This window comes from Gabonibacter chumensis (assembly GCF_024741215.1).
GTDB lineage: Bacteria > Bacteroidota > Bacteroidia > Bacteroidales > Marinifilaceae > Gabonibacter > Gabonibacter massiliensis.
Genome location: NZ_JANSKB010000001.1, coordinates 358,202 through 377,030 on the forward strand (window position 1 = coordinate 358,202; position 18,829 = coordinate 377,030).

Here is an 18,829-nt window from a genome sequence, read left to right on the forward strand (position 1 = left end):
TACTTCATCTTAACTATAAGATGAATAATTTCATTTAAAATCCGATATTGTTAGTTACTCACATTTCATGACCGTAACGGTCTTGTCTTTCACATCAAATTTTACATCCTTAGCTGTTAACTCCAAAATTTCAAATGCTTTCGATATCCTCTCGTACTTTGGAATAAATCCCGAAAAATGATAGTCCTTAATAGATTGATTCGTATAAAAGAGATTCACATCATACCAACGAGCCAGTGTCCTCATGACCACCTCCAAACGTTCGTTTGAAAAATAAAATTTATCATTTTTCCACGAAATTGAATTTACGGCATTGACTTTCTTTATTTCGATTTTATTCTCCGTGATCTCCAATGCATGATTCGGAGTAAGCCTGTAATTTTTGTCTGCTTTAGCAACCTCCACGCTCCCGCTTAACAAAACAATACGCGAAACATCGTCTTCTTTGTAATTCGAGACATTAAAACAAGTTCCCAAAACTTTAATCGAGAAATCTTTGCTTTCAACAATAAATGTCCGGCTTTTGTCAGGTTTTACCTCAAAATAAGCTTCTCCTTCTAAATATACTTTGCGTTCTTCAGCATTGAAAACCAATGGATATCTCAATTTAGAATCTGAATTTAGATAGACGACAGTCTCATCTGGCAATTGCACGCGAAACTCTCCTCCACGTCCGACAACCAAAGTATGAATGTCATTTCCTGCATTTTTAGCCGTTAGCGATGTTTCCGTCGAATAATATAGAGTAGATGAATCGTTTTTGAAACGCATACCTGTACTATCCATCATTTGAACTTGGTGTTCCTGCCCTAATTGAATTTCTCGTTTGTCAGAGAGAATCAATGTCGCTTTCCCCATTCCCGGTAAAATATTATTTTGGACAGTTGTTACGGACTCCCGTTCTTCGTTCTTTTGGTCTTGTTCAGGCCAATAAAGAAAAGCTCCCCCTATTAATAACAAAACAGAAGCAGCATATCCGACAAAACGAATCCAATGATATTGTTTCTTTTTTCGCTTTGCGATTTTATCCCAAACTTTTTCCGGTTCTATCTGTTGATAAAGTTGATACTGTTTCAAAGCATACCGTTCATCTAATACATGATCGTATAATGCTCTGTTTTCGGAGGATTGTGCAATCCATTTATCCAAAACAACTTTTTCATCCATATCAATAGTCCCTTTAATCATTTTTATGATTAATTCTGATATGATTTCTATGGTTGCTTCTTTTTCCATTCTTAATTTTGGATGACAATTCATGTGTATGACAAAAAATAACGTCCCGAGGGTGACAATACTTATTTATTTTTTTATCAAAAAAAATTACCATTTAACAACATATTGTATATCAATATTTTTACTCTTATTCATATCTGTGTATTTTTATAGATTCGGTATAAAAAGTAACAATAACGGAAAAAGGTCTTTCAAATTTTCTTTTAAAAATTTACGTGCTCGCAATCGTTGAGTTTTTACTGTGTTTTCCGAAATATCTAATATTTCGGCAACCCGATTAACTTCAAATCCCTCAACATAACTTAATTTGAATACTTTCTTACACTCTTCAGGAAGACGCTCTATCGTATGAAAAATTTCTTCTATCACCTCGTTCTCGATACGTTGTAATAAGTAATTTTTATCATCGTATTCCTCCTGATGAAATTCTTTCATTTTCTCACCCACGTAAGCTTGCTTCTTCACGTGATTTATACAAGCATTGTAAACAGAACTATATAAATAAGATTTCAGTGATGTCTTTTTTGTCAGCTCGACGTTCTTATTCCATAGTGCAATAAATGTATTTTGGACAATATCTTCTGCTTCATCAAAATTTTTTACTATACGATGCGCAAAAAGGCACAATCCCGGATAAAATTTGCAAAACGTCTCTTTGCATTTTTCATCTGTCGCGAAAATTGAAGTATGATGTGTTAATTCCGTCATACATTAGATGCATTTTATAACAAATATACATATCCGTATGGTATATGACAAAAAAAATTAACAAACGGGTGACATTATATCAAAAAAATATTTTTTGGGTAACAAAAAGAATCGTTACTCGTTAATATTACAGAGATTACTACTTATTGACTTAGTGGCACATAACATTCTGCTTAGTACTGCTAAGTACAAAAATATTATTTTTCAGTTACTTCGCATAGGTAAGTTGTTGGTATGAAATCTAAGATAGATCTACAAGTCATTGAAAAAATCAAGAAACGTCGCTTGGAATTGAAAGTTTCCCAAGCAGAGTTAGCTTATGGCATAGGTGTATCCTTAGGTTTTATCGGGCAAGTCGAGAGCCTGCACTATCCGGCAAAATATAGTGTGACGCAACTCTATCAAATCGCACAGTATTTGGAGTGTGCCCCCGGGGATTTTTTTCCTCATATCGACAATGAATAAATAATGGTAATAGAAGAATTGATCTTTATCAAACTGGCGTATCAATTGGCATATTTATCGCCCGTTTGGAAAAATACAATTTATGAATACGAATATAGATCGAATTATTGGTCGAATCAGATTCAGTCTATTCAGGCCAAAGGCAAATTGGAGTTTGATACAAATCCGTATGATGTTGTCAGATGGTAGGTTTACTTATTATTTACCGCGTCAATTGAAAATTAACCCCCTATACTGGGATAATCAAAACGGTTGTGCTGTTATAGACAGTAGAGTAAATTCAGATTTAAAAGGGAACCCAATATTAAAAAAACATTTGCTGAATATAAATTCAGAAATAGAACAAACCCGAAATACACTTATTGATATTTTGCAAGAATGTCAAAGGAAAAAGCAAGTTCCTACGGTTTCACATGTAAGAAATCAAATCCGTTTCAAATTAGACCCTAAAACAAATCTCTCCTCCTCTTGCGATTTTTTAAAGTTTGTCCAGTACTATTTGGAAGATGTTTCGGACTATCGTCCTTCCACCTTGACAAGTCATTGGTGTAGTGTCAAAATCTTGAAAAAATATTTCGATCATAAGCAAAAGAAACTTCGCTTAGATCAGATAGATCTTGATTTTTATAATGATTTTACAAAATATTTAACAGTTCACAATTATAAGCTAAATACGGTTGGGAAAATTATTAAACATATAAAGACTTGGATGCGTTGTGCTTATGAAAAAGGCTTTACCGTAAGTGATGATTATAGAAAAAAAACGTTTAAAAAACCGACAGAAGACAAAGAAACAATCTATCTGTCAACACAGGAGTTGAAACAAATCGATCAATATGACTGTGCCGTCAATTTAGAAAAAGTAAAAGACATGTTTATTTTAGCTGCTTACACGGGATTACGGTTTTCCGACTTTTCCAGACTAAAAAGAGAGAATATAACCAAGAATAATACCATCCGGCTTCAAACACAAAAAACGAACGAGATCATTGAAATTCCTTTACACCCTATCGTAAAAAGAATTATTCGAAAATATAATTTCGGTTTTCCCCCCGTACCCTCTAATAGTCTATTTAACGAATATATCAAAAGAATAGCTAAAGGAGCAGGTATAAAATCGGCTATTATTATTGAAGAGACAAGAAAAAATCAGAAAGTGCAAAAAATTTTGGAAAAATGGCAACTGGTGACGGCCCACACGGCCCGCCGTTCGTTCGCCACGAATGCTTATCTGGCACACGTACCGACACTTGCCATCATGAAAATTACGGGACATTCTTCTGAGAAAGTATTTTTACGTTATATCCGTATAACACAAGAGGATAACGCGAGACAATTGCAGGAACATCCTTTTTTCAAAGGATTATAATTCATTCTGGCTTATATCATGGCCGATAAAGAATACTGTCCAAATACAACTCATTTATAATTAATGCATAAGTAATTGTTCAAATTGTCCGTCGGGGACAATAATATATTAAAGCCTGTTAACAAACACCCGATTAAGAATCTGAAAGACTTTATTTTCAAGCAAACATAACGATAAAAACGATTTCCCTCACTTTATATCATATGATAAAGTCATAAATCACATACTTACGAATATCGAAGGAATTAACTTTATTAGAGATCACCGGCATTTCCCAAAGTTATACCTGACATATATGATACTTTTTATAAAAATGGGATCATCTTTTGTTAGATGATCCCATTTTTGTATCTTGTTAAACAGGTATTATTGCATGGGCAAATAACCTTTGTCCTGTAACATTTTCTGAACTTTCATGACAACTTGTTGACCCCATTGTTGTCCAATCTGCATACTGCCTTGCATAATCATCGGTTGGGCAGCAGCCAATTTTTTCCCGATCGGGGTCTCGTAAAATTTAATGATCTCTTCCAAATCTGCCTTGGTTAATTGTTTTTCGTAAACAGGGGCCATCATCGTTATCAAATCATCCAATGCCGTCTTTTCTACCTCTTTTTGAATAGTCTCAAGAGCATCAGCTGGGATATTAGGAAGCTGTTGTTTAATTGCTGCAAACATCTGGGGAACCATCATTTTAAAAGAAAGGTCTGCTCCTGAAACTTGCATCATTTTTTTCAATGTTTCAACATACTCTTTTGAAGGCTGGGTAGCCGGTGTTGTCGTTTGTGCTTTTGTTCCAACCCATACAAAAAGGGTTAAAACAACCATGATCATAATCTTTTTCATAAATCCTTTTTTAAATTATTCTGCAAGTATATCGATTTTACATGAAAAGCTATCATAACTCGAAGAAAAAATAAAAATATTTTATAAATTGCCGTCTAAATAAAACAATGGGTCATGAAACATCTATTTCTTTTTCTTATCACAATGGCATTTATGTCAGTTAGCTCATTAGCTGACACTTCTCTATTAAAAAGATTGCAAGAAATCAAAGAAATCTCCGATATAAAAAAAATGGATATATCTCCGTACAAGGAATACTACGAATTTTGGTTCGAACAGCCTATTGACCATTCAGATCCGAGTAAAGGAAATTTTAAACAAAGGGTTTTGTTGGGACACCGCGATTTCAATGTACCCATGGTTGCCGTTTTAGAGGGGGACGGCATCCACACGGCAAACGAGAGTGAACTTTCTGAACTCTTTAATACAAACCAGATTACGATAGAACACCGTTTTTTCAATCAAAGCGTACCCTCATCCGGAATCCCCTGGAAATACCTCACGATTAAACAGGCTGCGGCCGATCAGCATAACATCATACAGGCCATTCGGAAAATATACCCGGGAACCAAATGGATATCCACAGGAATCAGTAAAGGAGGACAAACCACTATATACCACCGCTATTTCTATCCGGAAGATGTAGAAATAAGCGTCCCTTACGTGGCTCCCATGAATTTGGAGGCTATCGACCCCCGATTGGAAAAATATTTGGACAATTTGGGAGGAACTCCTGAACACCGAAAATTGTTTGAAGGCGGAGGCAAAGATATCAAATGGCAGATCATCGATTTCCAGAAACGATGTTTTGAAAATCTAAATACGCTCGTGCCCAAGATGCAAGAATTTGCCCGGGACCATAACTATACCTTCCTTACGGTAGGCGGAGTAGAGAGAGCCACCAAATTGGTTATTTTGGAATTCCCTTTTGCCTTCTGGCAATGGGGTGCCGACATAAACGATATGCCGACAGAAGATTCCAGAGATATGAACGAAATCTTTAACTATTTGGTAACCGTATCTTCTCCCGATTTCTTCGACGACAAATCCATCGTGAAACTTCAACCTTTTTATTATGCAGCCTTAACGGAAACCGGTATGTACGCTTATGACATCAAACGATTCAAAAAATATTTTAAAGAAGAACCCGATAATACCATTGATTTCCATTTTGCATTACCTGCCGGAATCGACAAGGTTTCATTCAACACGAAGCAGTTACAGGCGATCAACAAATGGCTTCAAACGAATGCTCAAAACATGTTGTTTATATACGGGGGACTTGATCCCTGGAGTGGAACGGCCGTGGATTTAAAGAAGAACGAGAAGTGTTTGAAATACGTGAAAGCAGATATGGACCATAAGTGTAGAATACAAAGTTTCGAAAACCTGACAAAATCAGCTATACTCAAAAAACTGAATAGTTGGATTAAAGGTATTGAAGAGGAAGAATCAGAGGAATTAATTTATTAATTGACGAATAATCTGATCGGTAGCTCCCAACCGACTATAAACAAAAGTCAAGGCATTCGTTCCGGCCGTCTCCGTGATAGCCGGATTTTTTATTAAGGAATCCATAAGAGCCGCAAATTCATCCGTACTTTTTATCGTAAATGCCCCTCCGCATTCCAATAAATCCACAGCTTCTTTAAACTTATGAAATTTAGGACCAAAAATAACCGGAACCCCGTAAATGGCAGCTTCCAACGTATTATGGATCCCTTTACCGAACCCTCCCCCGATATACGCGATCGCCCCGTAACGGTAAATAGAAGAGAGCAGTCCTATGCAATCGACTAATAGAACCCGACAAACGGCGAGATCTGCCTGCCCATCCGTAAAACGAGCTATTTTTTTCTTACAACCGTCCATAATTTGTTTCAAATGGCTCTCCCCGATTTCATGCGGCACGATAATCCATTTATAAGTATCATCTTGCCTGTTAATATAATCGAGAATAATTTCTTCATCTCCGGGCCAAGTACTTCCACAAACGACAGCACGCTTATCCGAACAAAAAATCTCTACCCGATCAATCTGTTTGGCAAGATCCGCAATTTGCTTTACCCGATCGAACCGAGTATCACCCGTTTTCTGAACGTTAGTAATCCCAATAGACGACAAGAGCCGAACAGACTCTTCATCCTGCACAAAAAGTTTCGTGAAGAATCCCAATATCCTCCGATACAAACCGCCCCACCATTTAAAGAATGGTTGTTCCTTCCTGAATATGGCCGAAATCAAATAAACGGGAACCTGACGTTTATTTATTTGGCGCAGATAATTATACCAATACTCGTATTTTATAAAAACAACGGCATCAGGACGTATGGAATCCAGAAAATGCCGAGCATTTGAAGGAGTATCTATAGGCAAATAGAATATATAATCGGCACCGGCGTAATTTTTACGTATTTCATAACCGGAAGGTGAAAAAAAAGTCAATACTATTTTTGTCTTCGGTTCCTTTGCACGTAACATCTCCATAACAGGACGCCCTTGCTCGAATTCCCCCAACGAAGCAGCATGGAACCAAACCAATTTACCCTCTCCCCGATCTATATTTTTCAACTTCTCCCCAAGACCTTTTCTCCCCTGTACCCATAAAGAAGCTTTTTCATTAAAACAAGCAGCAATACGAATTGCAAAAAGATAAAATACAATACCGATATTATATACAAATACAGACATACCCTTATGATTTTAACTTATGAATCTCCGATTTTACCCCCAATTTAATATTTTCTACGGCAGAATTTTCTCCTTTAAATAGCTTTCACCGTCATTTCTTTTGATGTTTTATCACGCCTCAAAGGTATAAAAATTCTAACCTGATAGCATAACTTTTGTAAATAACGTTAAGCATAAACGATCATCTTGATTATTCATTAATTTTACCGGAGAATTTACACGAAAATCAGTCACAATATAAATTAAAAACTTAAGTTATGAAGATTCTGAATCTATTCATGGGCATTATGATGAATACCATTCTCATTTTCCCACTCCAAGCACAAATTGGAAAAGAGATGAAAGCCTTCCGTAACAAAGAAGGAATAACCGTGACCATGCTGAACCCGTCACTTTACGGATTATATAAAAAGAATGATCTTTCGCTCTCTGCGGAAGAAGTACTTAAAAAGGTTAAGGAGATCAATGTTCTTCAGATTGACTGCCAACAAATAAAAGCCAACGTCCTCGAGAATATATACCATCGGTTAAATCCCATATTAGAAAACGAGTCAAAATACAACCAGGTACAAAGTTATCAAGGAGCCACGAGAAACGAACGTATTTTTGTCACGCAAAATGACGATACGATTACTTCCCTGGTTCTATGGAACGAAGAAAAAAATAAAACTACGATCATCGAACTGAGGGGAGATATCGAATTAAACAAGATCCATCTATTGGCAAATGCCCTTCAGGTAAAGGGTATGGACGTTCTCGCCTACATCAATGCACCCGAACAGGAAGAAGAAAACATCTTTGACAGACATCAGGAACTTTTAAAAAGATTCTTACAAGAAAACTCCTTTCACAATGACTCTGCAACGCTAAACGGATTTTTAAAAAATCACCGGGAGCGATTGGGTAGCATGGACAAAATGTTTGCACGAATGCAAGAAATGATGGAAAACATGGGGAATTCATTTGAATATCGACAAGGAACGACCTCAGACAACGGCTTCGAAGAGTTTATGTCCAACGGCATAGAGGTCATCCAAGAAAACGGAAAAACCAAGATTAAAGTCAATGCTCAAAATTCGAAGATCATCTATTTAATCGACGGAAAAGAATTCTCTGCTGACAGTATAGGCAATCGTATTCCGGATGAAATCGCCACCGTTAATATGGTTCGTTCTCCCGAAGATCCCAAAACGTCCTATGTCGTCATTAATACCAAACAAAAAGCCGGCAGATTCATCAGTTACGCCGACGGTATTTTAAAATTCAATCACGAGCATCAGGATTATACCTTTAACATAGATAAACTGGACGAGCCGATTTTAATCATTAATAACCGATTAACCAGAAATTTGGATATCGATCCGGCAGATATTATCCAAATCCGTCCTATAACCGAAATCGAGAGTAAAATATTGGGATATCCGTCTGCCAAGGTCATTATCATTGTCGATAAAATGATATTCGGTTTCTAACTTTTCCAATAAAAAACCGTATAGCTGCAAAAGAGAAAGTCGTCTTTCATCCAGACGACTTTCTGTGAATTGTATTAAACGACCAACAATACGTTTATGAGACAAGCAGCAATACCGATGAAGCCAGGAGTTTTTCTTCTGATTATTACCTTTATGATTTTTCACCCAAGCTTTGGCCAAAACAAAATGATCCGATCAAAGCAAGGAAATGAGAATTCTAATTTGCAACAACCCCTTCCCTCACAAGACGAGTGGTGGAAATTATTCAAGGACCCGATTCTTGACTCGTTAATTATTAAAGCGGTAAATAGAAACTATGACGTACGGATTGCTATCCGTAAAATCGAAATGGCAAAATCGAAATTAAGAGTAGACCGTAGTCCCTACTATCCTTCTATCGATCTTACCGTAAATTATGCTCCTGAAAAAAGCAGTCTGAGTGCAGACAAAAAAAACATCATCGAACGGAACGGTACAGCAACACTAAATTTAAATTGGGAATTGGATATATTCGGAAGAATTCGTAAAGAGAGCTCTTCCCAAAAGGAGTTCTATCTGGCAGCCCAAGAAGATTACCGGGGAGTTATGGTTTCCATGGCAGCCCAATTATCAACGGCCTACATCAATTTACGCACGGCACAAAAACAGCTTCAGGTAACACAAGAAAACTTGGAATCACAAAAAAAAGTCATGGAATTGACCGTCTCTAAGTTTGACGTGGGATTAGTATCACAATTAGATGTCGCACAATCCAAAAGCCTGTATCTACAAACAAAAGCCAGTATTCCCGGAATAGAATCTTCCATTAACGAAGAAATTAATCTAATCAGTGTTTTAATCGGGGAACACTCGGACCTCCTGCGGGAAAAATTACTAAAAGCCGAACCGATCCCCACCAATCCGAGAAAAGCAGCTCTTGGTATTCCGGCAAATCTTATCCGTCAACGTCCGGACGTTCGTTCCGCAGAACGAACCATTGACGGTTTAGCAGCCGCTGTCGGAGCCAGTCGTGCCGACTGGTGGCCTAAATTCCTACTTACCGGATTTTTCGGGTATTCATCGGAACAGTTTGAAAATTTCACAGACCGCGACAACATGATATGGCAAATCGCTCCCACGATGAAGTGGACCATTTTTAGCGGTCGTAATCTCGTCGAATCGGAAAAAACAGCACAATTGCAATTGGAAGAAGAAATTAACAATTATAATCAAACCTTATTGACCGCCATTCAAGAAGTGGACAATGCCATGGTCACCTATAACAAGTCATTGCAACAAATTTCGGCTATGAAAGAGGCTTTCCAGCAATCCAAACTCACGTTAGAATTGGCCATAAAGCTGTATAAAAGCGGATTGACGAATTACCAGAATGTCCTCAGCTCGCAAGTAAGTTTGTTAAACTACGAGAACTCTTTGATCCAAGCCCAAAGCATATCACTTCGGTACCTTATCCAACTATATCAGGCATTAGGAGGCGGATGGCCGATCGGAGACCGTCTCGAGAAATAAAGAAATAATCCATAAAAACAACATACAATGAAACGACTGACTCATCTTCTTGGAATCTCATTCATAACGATAAGCATCATCACGGGAGGTTGCGGAAAACCCAAACCACAAGAGGCTCCGCCTGCTCCCTCTATCGAAGTAAGTAATCCCACGCAACGGACAGTCGTATACACGTTTGAATACCCCGGTTATCTGGAGGCAGAACAAACGGTAGATTTAGTCGCCCGAGTTCCCGGTTTTTTAGAAGAGATCCATTTCAAACCGGGTCAACGCGTGCATGAAGGACAACTACTCTTCGTCATCGAACCCCAACCTTACAAAGATAAGGTACGCCAAGCAGAAGCCACCCTGGAAAGCACTAAATCTCAATTAGCTTATAGCAAAGCTTCCTACCTAAAGATGAAGGATGCCGTAAAAACAAATGCAGTCAGCGAAATCGATTATTTACAGTCGGAAGCCAATTACGGGGAAGCCATGGCCACTTACGAAGAAGCCCACAGTCAATTAGATTTAGCCCACATTAACCTGAACTACTGTTACATAAAGGCACCCTTCTCCGGCAGAATATCCCGGAATCTTATAGATCAAGCCAATCTCGTCGGCACGGAAACAACTACGTTAGCCACCATTTACAAAGACAGCAGGATGTTCCTCTATTTCAATATGGCTTACCAAGATTACGTAAAAATGTCGCAAACGGCCCCGAACCAAGCGCCACAACAGATTACCATCCAAGATGTAAATATTCCGGAAAAAACATGGGTGGGTACCTTAGACTATACCGCTCCCAATATAGATTTAACGACAGGAAGCCTTACCCTCAGAGCCACCATTCTAAATCCTAACGGAGAGCTTCTTAGCGGACAATACGTGAAAGTGATCATCCCATATAAAACGGTTACCAAAGCTATTCTTATTCCGGAAGGTTCTATCGGAACAAACCAAAGCGGGAGATTCGTTTATATTGTCAATCCTGATAATACGGTAGAGTTCAGACACGTGGATGTGGGAGTACTCACTCCGGACGGAATGCGGGAAATCACACGGGGAGTCGAAATGGGAGAACGATATGTAGTGGAAGCTCTCGTAAACGTTCGTCCCGGAATGAAAGTAACCCCTGTACTTTCCGTACCCAAGTAATGGGCGCTGTCAATGATCAACTTTAATTTAAATCTTCAAATTCTATGATGTCAACATTTTTCATTAATAGACCCATCTTCGCCACCGTACTATCCATATTGATCGTAGTGGCCGGATTGGTTACCCTCCGCAGTCTACCCGTGGAACAATACCCCACTATTACTCCTCCGACCGTAGTTGTAGAGGCGAGTTATCCGGGAGCAAACGCGACAACCATTTCTCAAATGGTAGCCACCCCCATCGAACAACAAATCAACGGAGTTGAGGGAATGCTTTATATGTCATCTACTTCTTCCAGCGCGGGAGTTTATAAATTAACCATCACATTCGAAGTTGGAACGGATCTTGATATGGCAACCGTATTGGTACAAAACAGGGTAAATATGGCTCTTAGTACCCTACCTCAAGAAGTGACCCAAATCGGAGTCACCACGACAAAAGAATCGACAAACGTGGTTATGTTTCTTTCCATTACCTCCGACAATCCGAATTACAACGCACTTTATCTCTCCAATTACGCGGAATTGAATTTAGTAAACGAATTGGGACGCGTCAAGGGAGTCGGAAATGTAGGACTATTCGGAGCCGGGAACTACAGCATGCGTATTTGGCTAAATCCCGATTTGCTCACGATTCGGGGAGTTTCGCCGGAAGAAGTTATTGCCGCTATTAAAAGTCAGAACATACAAGTAGCAGCGGGATCGGTCGGTTCCCTGCCATTAAATCAAAAAGTAGCATTCAAATATACGCTTGAAACCCAAGGCTTATTACTGAACGAAGAGGAGTTCGGAAACATCATCATAAAAGCCTTACCCGGAGGAAAATATTTACGAATAAAAGATGTAGCAACCATCGAATTAGGCAACGAGAGCTACAATGTAGAAGCCACTTTAAAGGGACAAAACGTAGCCGCTATAGCCATATACCAACTCCCGGGGGCAAATGCTCTCGACGTAGCTGAACGGGTAAAAGCCCAGATGGAAAAACTGGGTTCCTATTTTCCGGAAGGTGTTCATTATAATATCACCTTAGATACGACCGAATTTATCAAAGCATCTATTAAAGAGATATACAAAACTTTAGGCTCTGCATTTATATTGGTACTTATTGTCATTCTGCTATTCCTGCAAAACTGGAGGGCCATGTTAATTCCTCTTATTACCATTCCAGTATCTCTGATCGGTACTTTTACTTTCATGGGGCTATTAGGCTTTTCTATTAATACCCTAACCCTCTTCGGTCTTGTTTTAGCTATCGGCTTAGTCGTAGATGATGCCATCGTAATCGTAGAAAACAGTTACCGACTGATTGAAACCGGAAAATACGACAACATGAAAGAGGCCGTGAAACAGGCCATGAAAGAAGTATCCGGAGCCATTGTTGGCATCGTCTTGGTTCTGTTGGCCGTATTCATCCCGACGGCATTCATCGGAGGAATTACGGGATCGCTCTATAAACAATTTGCCTTGACGATTGCCGTAGCCACGGTAATCAGCGGATTCAACGCTTTAACTTTAAGTCCGGCTCTATGTGCTCTTTTCCTTAAACCCAAACAACCATCCAAGTTCTTTTTATTTAAAGGTTTCAATCGTTACTTCGAAAAAACCACGAACGGCTATTTATGGGTAGTAAAAGGCTTTATGCGAAAATCCGTATTGACTTTTATCGTTTTCATCCTCCTCTCCGTCATCGCTTTTGTTCAATTTTCGAGAGAACCCCAGACCTTTATTCCCAATGAAGATCAAGGGTACTTTATCATTTCCATGCAATTGATGGACGGAGCCTCCTACTTCCAAACGGCTAAAGCGGTTGAGAAAGCCAGCAAAATATTAGATGAACTGGATGGAGTAGAGACCTATATTACCATCAACGGTTTTTCCATCATGGACAATGCCGAAAGTTCCAATGCCGCATCCATTTTCGTGATGCTAAAAAATTGGGACGAACGCAAAAATAAAAGCCTTAGTGTCGGATCTATCGTTAATCGTTTCAACGAAATGGCCTATTTACAAATTAAGGAAGCGGAGGCTTACGCCGTTTCTCCTCCACCCATTCCCGGATTGGGAGAGAGTAGCGGTTTCCAAGTCATGATAGAAGATATTAACAGTTACGGCCCCCAAATGTTACAACAGGCGACTGACGCTTTGGTACAGGCAGGGAACGCTCATCCCGGATTATCTTCCCTGCGTTCCACGTTCAGCGCCAACGTACCCCAATACTTTTTAAATATAGACCGGGATAAGGCCGAACTCATGCAAATCCCCATCGGAAACATATTCAACGCCTTATCCAGTTACTTAGGCTCCGTTTACGTGAACAATTTCGTTAAATACGGACGTACTTACCAGGTCAAACTGGAAGGGGCTCCCGACAGTCGTCGATTAATCCACGATGTTCTTTATTTAAACGTACAAAATGCCGAGGGTAATATGGTTCCCCTTTCGGCATTTACAACCGTAAAACAACAACTCGGAGCCGAATTACTACCCAAATACAATACTTACGTGGCAGCCATGATTTCCGGAGAAGCCGCCCCAGGTTACAGTTCCGGCCAAGCCCTAAACATCATGACACAACTTATGCAGGAAAAATTAGGTACTTCATTCGGCCATGAATGGACAGCCCTGGCGTATCAGGAAGAGAATGCCGGATCTACCACCTCTCTTATTTTCGCCTTAGCCATTATCGTTGTTTTTCTGATTTTGGCCGCTCAATACGAGAGCTGGACCACCCCGTTCGCGGTAATCATGGGACTCCCCATTGCTCTTTTAGGCGTCGTGATCGGCGTTATGATCATGAATTTGCCTATCAGTGTATATACGCAAATCGGCATTATCCTGCTAATCGCACTCACGGCTAAAAATGCCATACTGATTGTCGAGTTTGCCCGGGATTACCATAAAGAGGGAAAATCAATCTACGAAGCTGCATTGGAAGGAGGAAGAGTCCGTCTACGTCCGATATTAATGACCTCCTTCGCCTTCATTCTCGGTACCTTCCCCTTGGTCATCTCCACCGGAGCGGGTGCGGCCAGCCGTATATCCCTCGGTATTGCCGTCTTCGCCGGAATGCTGATGAGCTCGTTAGTCGGTACGCTGTTTATGCCCAATTTCTATTACATGATGCAATCCCTACAAGAACGTTTGGGTCGAAAAAAGCATAATCTGCCGGCAAAATAAAAGTGCTGTATGCCCAAATAAAAAAAGAGTCGGCAGTAATCTGCCGGCTCTTTACCAATATAAAAACTTCTCTATTAATACACGATTGTCATCTCGTCGATCAAATTTTTAGCTTTAGCCATTTTATCGATAATAAATAGAACATAACGGGTATCCACATTGATACAACGTTGCAGATTCTCTTCAAAATCGATATCTCCGGACATCGCTTCGGAGTTTCCGTCAAACGCGGCACCGATTAATTCACCGTTAGCATTGATTACCGGAGAACCGGAATTTCCTCCGGTAATATCATTGTTTGTAATAAAACAAGCCACGACATTATCCGTTCCGTAAGGAGCGAAATTTTTAGCAGCATACAAATCCTTCAATTGCTGAGGAACTTCGAATTCACCGCCTTTAGGTCCCTCTTTTTCCATCACTCCCGTCAAAGTCGTGTAATAATCGTAAAATACGGCATCTCTCGGTTTGTAACTACCTACCTTACCATAAGACAAACGGATCGTGGAATTAGCATTCGGCGCCCATACCTTATCCGGATTCATCTTCATCAATCCGTTTACAAACAAACGATTGCCCTTGGCTATATTTTGATTCATCTCACTCGTCTTGGCACTCATACCGATATAAAACTCAAAGAAAGACTTCCCGGCTTTATAAGCCAAATCTTTCTCCAATTTCTTCATGTCCGGTTTTTCCAAAAACGCCGTAAAGGACTCTTCACTCGCGTAAATCGATTTATCGAACATATCCTGAGCGAATTTTTCATAGTTGCCTTTATATTTTTTATTTACATATTGAATAATCTCCGGATACATCTCTTCTCCCACCGATTCGCTGTACATCTTAAATAAAGTAGATACTAAATTTTTATCTATCTCAGCATTAAAATCTTTGTAAAAATCCTTCGCGTATTTCTTCAAAACTTCCCTTATCTTCTCTTTTTTATCATCGGAAAGCGTATCTTTTTTAGATAATTTCTCGAGCAAATTACTCGTACGGAAAGCAAACATATGAAGTTCCGGTCCTCCCAATGCTTCTTGCAAATAGGCCATAGCTACAGAGTAATCAGCCATATCCTCGTACCCCTTCTTAATCAGGTTCAGAGCGTTTCCGTATTTAGCTTTACGTGCAGGATCCGCATTAACCCAAGCAGTAAATTCGTTTTCAATTTCAAGCTTATTGGCCATCGTGTTCAACTTCTTCAATGCTATATTCTGCTCATGGGAATACTTCCAATAATTAGCACAACTGGCATATTTAGAAGCATATTGAATACGGGTTTTCGGGGAAGCATCCATTCCTTCTTTCATAACCCGAAGTTTTTCCGTACGCACCTTGTAGCGAATATCATTGGTAACATCCATGGTCTCTTTTAATCCGAATGAGGTTAAAAAACGATCCGTGGAACCGGGAAATCCCATCGTCATAGCGAAATCTCCATCCTGAATCCCTTTAGCAGAAACCGGGAAATGATGTTTGGGTTTTAGCGGAATATTCTTTTCCGAGAATGAAGCAGGCTCTCCGTCAGGACCGGTATAAATACGGAACAAGGAGAAGTCCGCCGTATGGCGAGGCCACATCCAGTTATCAGTATCTCCCCCGAATTTACCCATACTTTGAGGAGGAGCTCCGACCAAACGAACATCCCTATAAATCTTATATACCAACAAAAAGAATTGATTGCCTTCAAACATATCCTGTACCTGAGCACTTAAATTCGTACCCTTGGTTACTTTCTCCACGATCAATTTAGATACGCTATCGATCGCCACAGCTCTCTCCGATTCCGTCATATCATCGTTCAACACGGCATTTACCTGATCCGTCACGTCTTCCATCCGTTGAAGAATGGAAGCGGTTATTCCCGGATTCGCCAATTCTTCTTTCAAACTATATGCCCAAAAACCATTGGAAAGATAGTCATGTTCTATTGTAGAATGAGATTGAATCGCACCAAAACCACAATGATGATTCGTCATCACCAACCCCTTCGGAGAAATAATCTCGCCGGAACAGAAATGACTAAAAGGACGACCTTCCCGTCCTAATCCCACTACTGCATCTTTTAAACACGCTTGATTTATTGAATAAATATCTTCAGCCGATAGTTTACAACCCATGGCTTGCATCGTGTCGATATTCTTGTTCAACAAGGATAACAACCACATGCCTTCATCCGCCCGAGCTATAGACGCTGAAAGCAAAGCAAAAACAACAATAAAAATTTTTCTCATCTGCTTCATTTAAACATTCATTTTATATAATTCAATTTTCAATTTACACGTACACGAATCCCGATTAATCACACTTTCAGGCAAACGTCGGCAAATATACAATAAAATCAATTAGAGCCAGCATATTCACTTTTATTTAACTTGTTGTTAAAAATCGAACGGACAGAAACGACACCCGTCAAAAGCAGATTTTTTCATCCGGAAACCAGAAAAATAAAACGTGATTCCGAAAGAAATCGTTTTCTTTCTATCTTTGTCATCACAGAAACAATTATGGCAGAAAAACGAAATATCAGGAAATGTAGCGGAAAAGAGATCTCCGATTTCCTCGAACAACAAGGAGAAAAAGCGTTTCGTACGAAACAAATTTGGCAATGGCTTTGGCAACGAGGTGTAACCCGATTCGAAGAGATGACCAATTTATCCAAAAATACACGGGAGCTATTGGATAAATATTTTGTTATCAAAACCGCGGCATTAACCCACATCCAAAAAAGCAACGACGGAACGACCAAATTAGGTTTCACGTTGGATGATGGGCAATTGATAGAGTCCGTACTGATTCCCTCGCGGGACAAAGCCACAGCCTGTGTTTCGTCTCAGGCAGGATGCAAATTAAAATGCAGTTTTTGTGCCACGGGAGGATTAGGATTCACCCGAGACCTACAACCCGAAGAAATTTTCGATCAGGTGGTAGCCGTAAAGAAAATGGCAGAAGAACGGGGATTGATCTTCTCCAACATTGTATTTATGGGCATGGGAGAACCTCTCCTGAACTATGACAATGTAATGGAAGCCATCCAAAAAATAACCTCCGAAGAGGGATTAGCCATGTCTCCCTATCGAATCACCCTTTCGACTGCCGGTATCCCGGAAGGAATAAAAAGATTAGCAGACGATCAGGTTCGTTTTAATTTAGCCATCTCTTTACACTCTGCCATTAATTCGACCAGGAATCAAATTATGCCGATCAATAAAGCATATCCTCTTCCGCAACTGGCCGAAGCCATTAAATATTTCGTGGAAAAAACCGGAACCCGTCCGACATTTGAATATCTTCTTTTGAAAGAGATCAACGATAGCCTGGAAGCAGCAAAAGCACTCGCCTCTTTCTGCCGACAATTCCCTATTAAAATCAATATTATCGAATACAATCAAGTCGAAGGAGCAAAATACCAGCATAGCCCGGCAGAGAACAGAGACTCCTTTATTCGCTTTCTCGAAAGTAAAAATATCGTCGTCAATCTACGGCATAGCAAAGGAAAAGATATTGACGCCGCTTGCGGTCAATTAGCCAATAAAAAATGATAACATTTTGCCTCTGACGTGCGTAGTAATTAGAGTAAACATCTAATTTTCAATACTTACGTCATGAAGTCATTATTATTTCTGATGCTGCTTGCGGGAATCAGCATCACAGAAGTCATCGGGCAAACCGAGGGGAAAGTGGACAACACTGCAGTGGACAGTCTGGACATAGATAAATATGCCGGACTGTGGTATGAGATCGCCCGTTTCGACCATCCGTTCGAACGGGGCATGGTAGGGGTTACGACGGAATACATTATTAAATCCAATGGAGACATCGAGGTTATCGGATGCGGATACCGGGATAGTCTGAACGGAGAGAAGCGAGAAATCGTAGGGAAGGTACATATCCCGGATAAAGATAAACCGGGAATTTTAAAAGTTACTTTTTTTCTAATCTTCAGTACAAACTATTATATCCTGGAAGTAGAAAAAGATTATAGTGCCGCTCTGATAGGGAGCTCCGAGATCGATCATTTGTGGATCGTAAGCCGATCACCAAAACTCCCCAAGAAAAAATTAAACGATTTATTAAAACGGGCACAAAAAAGAGGATACGATACACAAGCTCTCATTTTTGTTCCCCACAAATCCAAAGACGTAGAGCGGGAACTCACAGACCTCTGAGATTTCCGGCCGCTATTTTAAAATAACTACCGAAAATTTTTA

General features: G+C 39.7%; 14 protein-coding genes. 9 read left to right on the plus strand and 5 right to left on the minus strand.

Annotated elements, in window-relative coordinates:
• Positions 1-54: 54 nt before the first annotated feature.
• Both NVS78_RS01525 and NVS78_RS01530 read right to left on the minus strand, forming a co-directional pair.
• A complete protein-coding gene (locus NVS78_RS01525; RefSeq protein WP_286357622.1) occupies positions 55-1,236 on the minus strand; it encodes a FecR family protein in 1,182 nt (393 codons plus the stop codon).
• A 147-nt stretch (positions 1,237-1,383) separates the two neighbouring features.
• Positions 1,384-1,944 carry an RNA polymerase sigma factor gene (locus tag NVS78_RS01530; protein ID WP_286357623.1) on the minus strand — a complete coding sequence of 187 codons (561 nt, stop codon included), beginning with the start codon at positions 1,942-1,944 and terminating at the stop codon, positions 1,384-1,386.
• 234 nt (positions 1,945-2,178) lie between these two features.
• On the opposite strand from NVS78_RS01530, the gene NVS78_RS01535 reads away from it, so the two are divergent.
• Positions 2,179-2,409: a helix-turn-helix domain-containing protein gene (locus tag NVS78_RS01535; RefSeq protein WP_041503025.1), complete on the plus strand. Its 231-nt coding sequence runs from the start codon at positions 2,179-2,181 to the stop codon at positions 2,407-2,409.
• 172 nt (positions 2,410-2,581) lie between these two features.
• Positions 2,582-3,778 (plus strand): site-specific integrase, encoded by a 1,197-nt coding sequence (locus NVS78_RS01540; RefSeq protein WP_286358447.1) that lies wholly within the window; start codon positions 2,582-2,584, stop codon positions 3,776-3,778.
• Between the two features lie 366 nt (positions 3,779-4,144).
• On the opposite strand, the gene NVS78_RS01545 is transcribed toward NVS78_RS01540, so the two are convergent.
• Positions 4,145-4,624: a DUF2059 domain-containing protein gene (locus NVS78_RS01545; protein ID WP_286357624.1), complete on the minus strand. Its 480-nt coding sequence runs from the start codon at positions 4,622-4,624 to the stop codon at positions 4,145-4,147.
• A gap of 114 nt (positions 4,625-4,738) precedes the next feature.
• Here NVS78_RS01545 and NVS78_RS01550 point away from each other — a divergent pair, with 114 nt between their 5' ends.
• Complete coding sequence (locus NVS78_RS01550) at positions 4,739-6,097, plus strand: S28 family serine protease (protein WP_286357625.1); 1,359 nt, start codon at positions 4,739-4,741, stop codon at positions 6,095-6,097.
• Here the strand turns inward: NVS78_RS01550 and NVS78_RS01555 are convergent.
• Positions 6,086-7,315: a 3-deoxy-D-manno-octulosonic acid transferase gene (locus NVS78_RS01555; RefSeq protein ID WP_286357626.1), complete on the minus strand. Its 1,230-nt coding sequence runs from the start codon at positions 7,313-7,315 to the stop codon at positions 6,086-6,088. The genes NVS78_RS01550 and NVS78_RS01555 overlap by 12 nt on opposite strands.
• A gap of 257 nt (positions 7,316-7,572) precedes the next feature.
• On the opposite strand from NVS78_RS01555, the gene NVS78_RS01560 reads away from it, so the two are divergent.
• From NVS78_RS01560 to NVS78_RS01575, 4 genes are all read left to right on the plus strand, one after another.
• Positions 7,573-8,787 carry a DUF4252 domain-containing protein gene (locus tag NVS78_RS01560; RefSeq protein WP_286357627.1) on the plus strand — a complete coding sequence of 405 codons (1,215 nt, stop codon included), beginning with the start codon at positions 7,573-7,575 and terminating at the stop codon, positions 8,785-8,787.
• 186 nt (positions 8,788-8,973) lie between these two features.
• Entirely contained in the window at positions 8,974-10,296 is a 1,323-nt protein-coding gene (locus NVS78_RS01565) for an efflux transporter outer membrane subunit (RefSeq protein WP_286357628.1), read from the plus strand.
• A gap of 27 nt (positions 10,297-10,323) precedes the next feature.
• Positions 10,324-11,436, plus strand: coding sequence for an efflux RND transporter periplasmic adaptor subunit (locus NVS78_RS01570; RefSeq protein ID WP_286357629.1), 1,113 nt, complete (start codon positions 10,324-10,326; stop codon positions 11,434-11,436).
• 44 nt (positions 11,437-11,480) lie between these two features.
• Positions 11,481-14,615 (plus strand): efflux RND transporter permease subunit, encoded by a 3,135-nt coding sequence (locus NVS78_RS01575; RefSeq protein ID WP_286357630.1) that lies wholly within the window; start codon positions 11,481-11,483, stop codon positions 14,613-14,615.
• 74 nt (positions 14,616-14,689) lie between these two features.
• Here NVS78_RS01575 and NVS78_RS01580 read toward each other — a convergent pair whose 3' ends face one another.
• The gene (locus tag NVS78_RS01580; protein ID WP_286357631.1) at positions 14,690-16,852 is read right to left on the minus strand and encodes a S46 family peptidase; all 2,163 of its coding nucleotides are present in this window, start codon (positions 16,850-16,852) and stop codon (positions 14,690-14,692) included.
• 273 nt (positions 16,853-17,125) lie between these two features.
• Between NVS78_RS01580 and rlmN the strand changes: the two genes are divergently transcribed.
• Together rlmN and NVS78_RS01590 are read left to right on the plus strand one after the other, a co-directional pair.
• Positions 17,126-18,160, plus strand: a complete 1,035-nt coding sequence (gene rlmN / locus NVS78_RS01585) for a dual-specificity RNA methyltransferase RlmN (RefSeq protein WP_286357632.1) — start codon at positions 17,126-17,128, stop codon at positions 18,158-18,160.
• A gap of 63 nt (positions 18,161-18,223) precedes the next feature.
• Positions 18,224-18,787, plus strand: a complete 564-nt coding sequence (locus NVS78_RS01590) for a lipocalin family protein (RefSeq protein WP_286357633.1) — start codon at positions 18,224-18,226, stop codon at positions 18,785-18,787.
• Positions 18,788-18,829: the final 42 nt, after the last annotated feature.

Excerpts from the sequence above, each read along its gene's own strand:
- NVS78_RS01525 (WP_286357622.1), bottom strand. The coding sequence starts at position 1,236 with ATGGAAAAAGAAGCAACCATAGAAATCATATCAGAATTAATCATAAAA.
- NVS78_RS01530 (WP_286357623.1), bottom strand. The coding sequence starts at position 1,944 with ATGACGGAATTAACACATCATACTTCAATTTTCGCGACAGATGAAAAA.
- NVS78_RS01535 (WP_041503025.1), top strand. The coding sequence starts at position 2,179 with ATGAAATCTAAGATAGATCTACAAGTCATTGAAAAAATCAAGAAACGT.
- NVS78_RS01540 (WP_286358447.1), top strand. The coding sequence starts at position 2,582 with ATGTTGTCAGATGGTAGGTTTACTTATTATTTACCGCGTCAATTGAAA.
- NVS78_RS01545 (WP_286357624.1), bottom strand. The coding sequence starts at position 4,624 with ATGAAAAAGATTATGATCATGGTTGTTTTAACCCTTTTTGTATGGGTT.
- NVS78_RS01550 (WP_286357625.1), top strand. The coding sequence starts at position 4,739 with ATGAAACATCTATTTCTTTTTCTTATCACAATGGCATTTATGTCAGTT.
- NVS78_RS01555 (WP_286357626.1), bottom strand. The coding sequence starts at position 7,315 with ATGTCTGTATTTGTATATAATATCGGTATTGTATTTTATCTTTTTGCA.
- NVS78_RS01560 (WP_286357627.1), top strand. The coding sequence starts at position 7,573 with ATGAAGATTCTGAATCTATTCATGGGCATTATGATGAATACCATTCTC.
- NVS78_RS01565 (WP_286357628.1), top strand. The coding sequence starts at position 8,974 with ATGATCCGATCAAAGCAAGGAAATGAGAATTCTAATTTGCAACAACCC.
- NVS78_RS01570 (WP_286357629.1), top strand. The coding sequence starts at position 10,324 with ATGAAACGACTGACTCATCTTCTTGGAATCTCATTCATAACGATAAGC.
- NVS78_RS01575 (WP_286357630.1), top strand. The coding sequence starts at position 11,481 with ATGATGTCAACATTTTTCATTAATAGACCCATCTTCGCCACCGTACTA.
- NVS78_RS01580 (WP_286357631.1), bottom strand. The coding sequence starts at position 16,852 with ATGAGAAAAATTTTTATTGTTGTTTTTGCTTTGCTTTCAGCGTCTATA.
- rlmN (WP_286357632.1), top strand. The coding sequence starts at position 17,126 with ATGGCAGAAAAACGAAATATCAGGAAATGTAGCGGAAAAGAGATCTCC.
- NVS78_RS01590 (WP_286357633.1), top strand. The coding sequence starts at position 18,224 with ATGAAGTCATTATTATTTCTGATGCTGCTTGCGGGAATCAGCATCACA.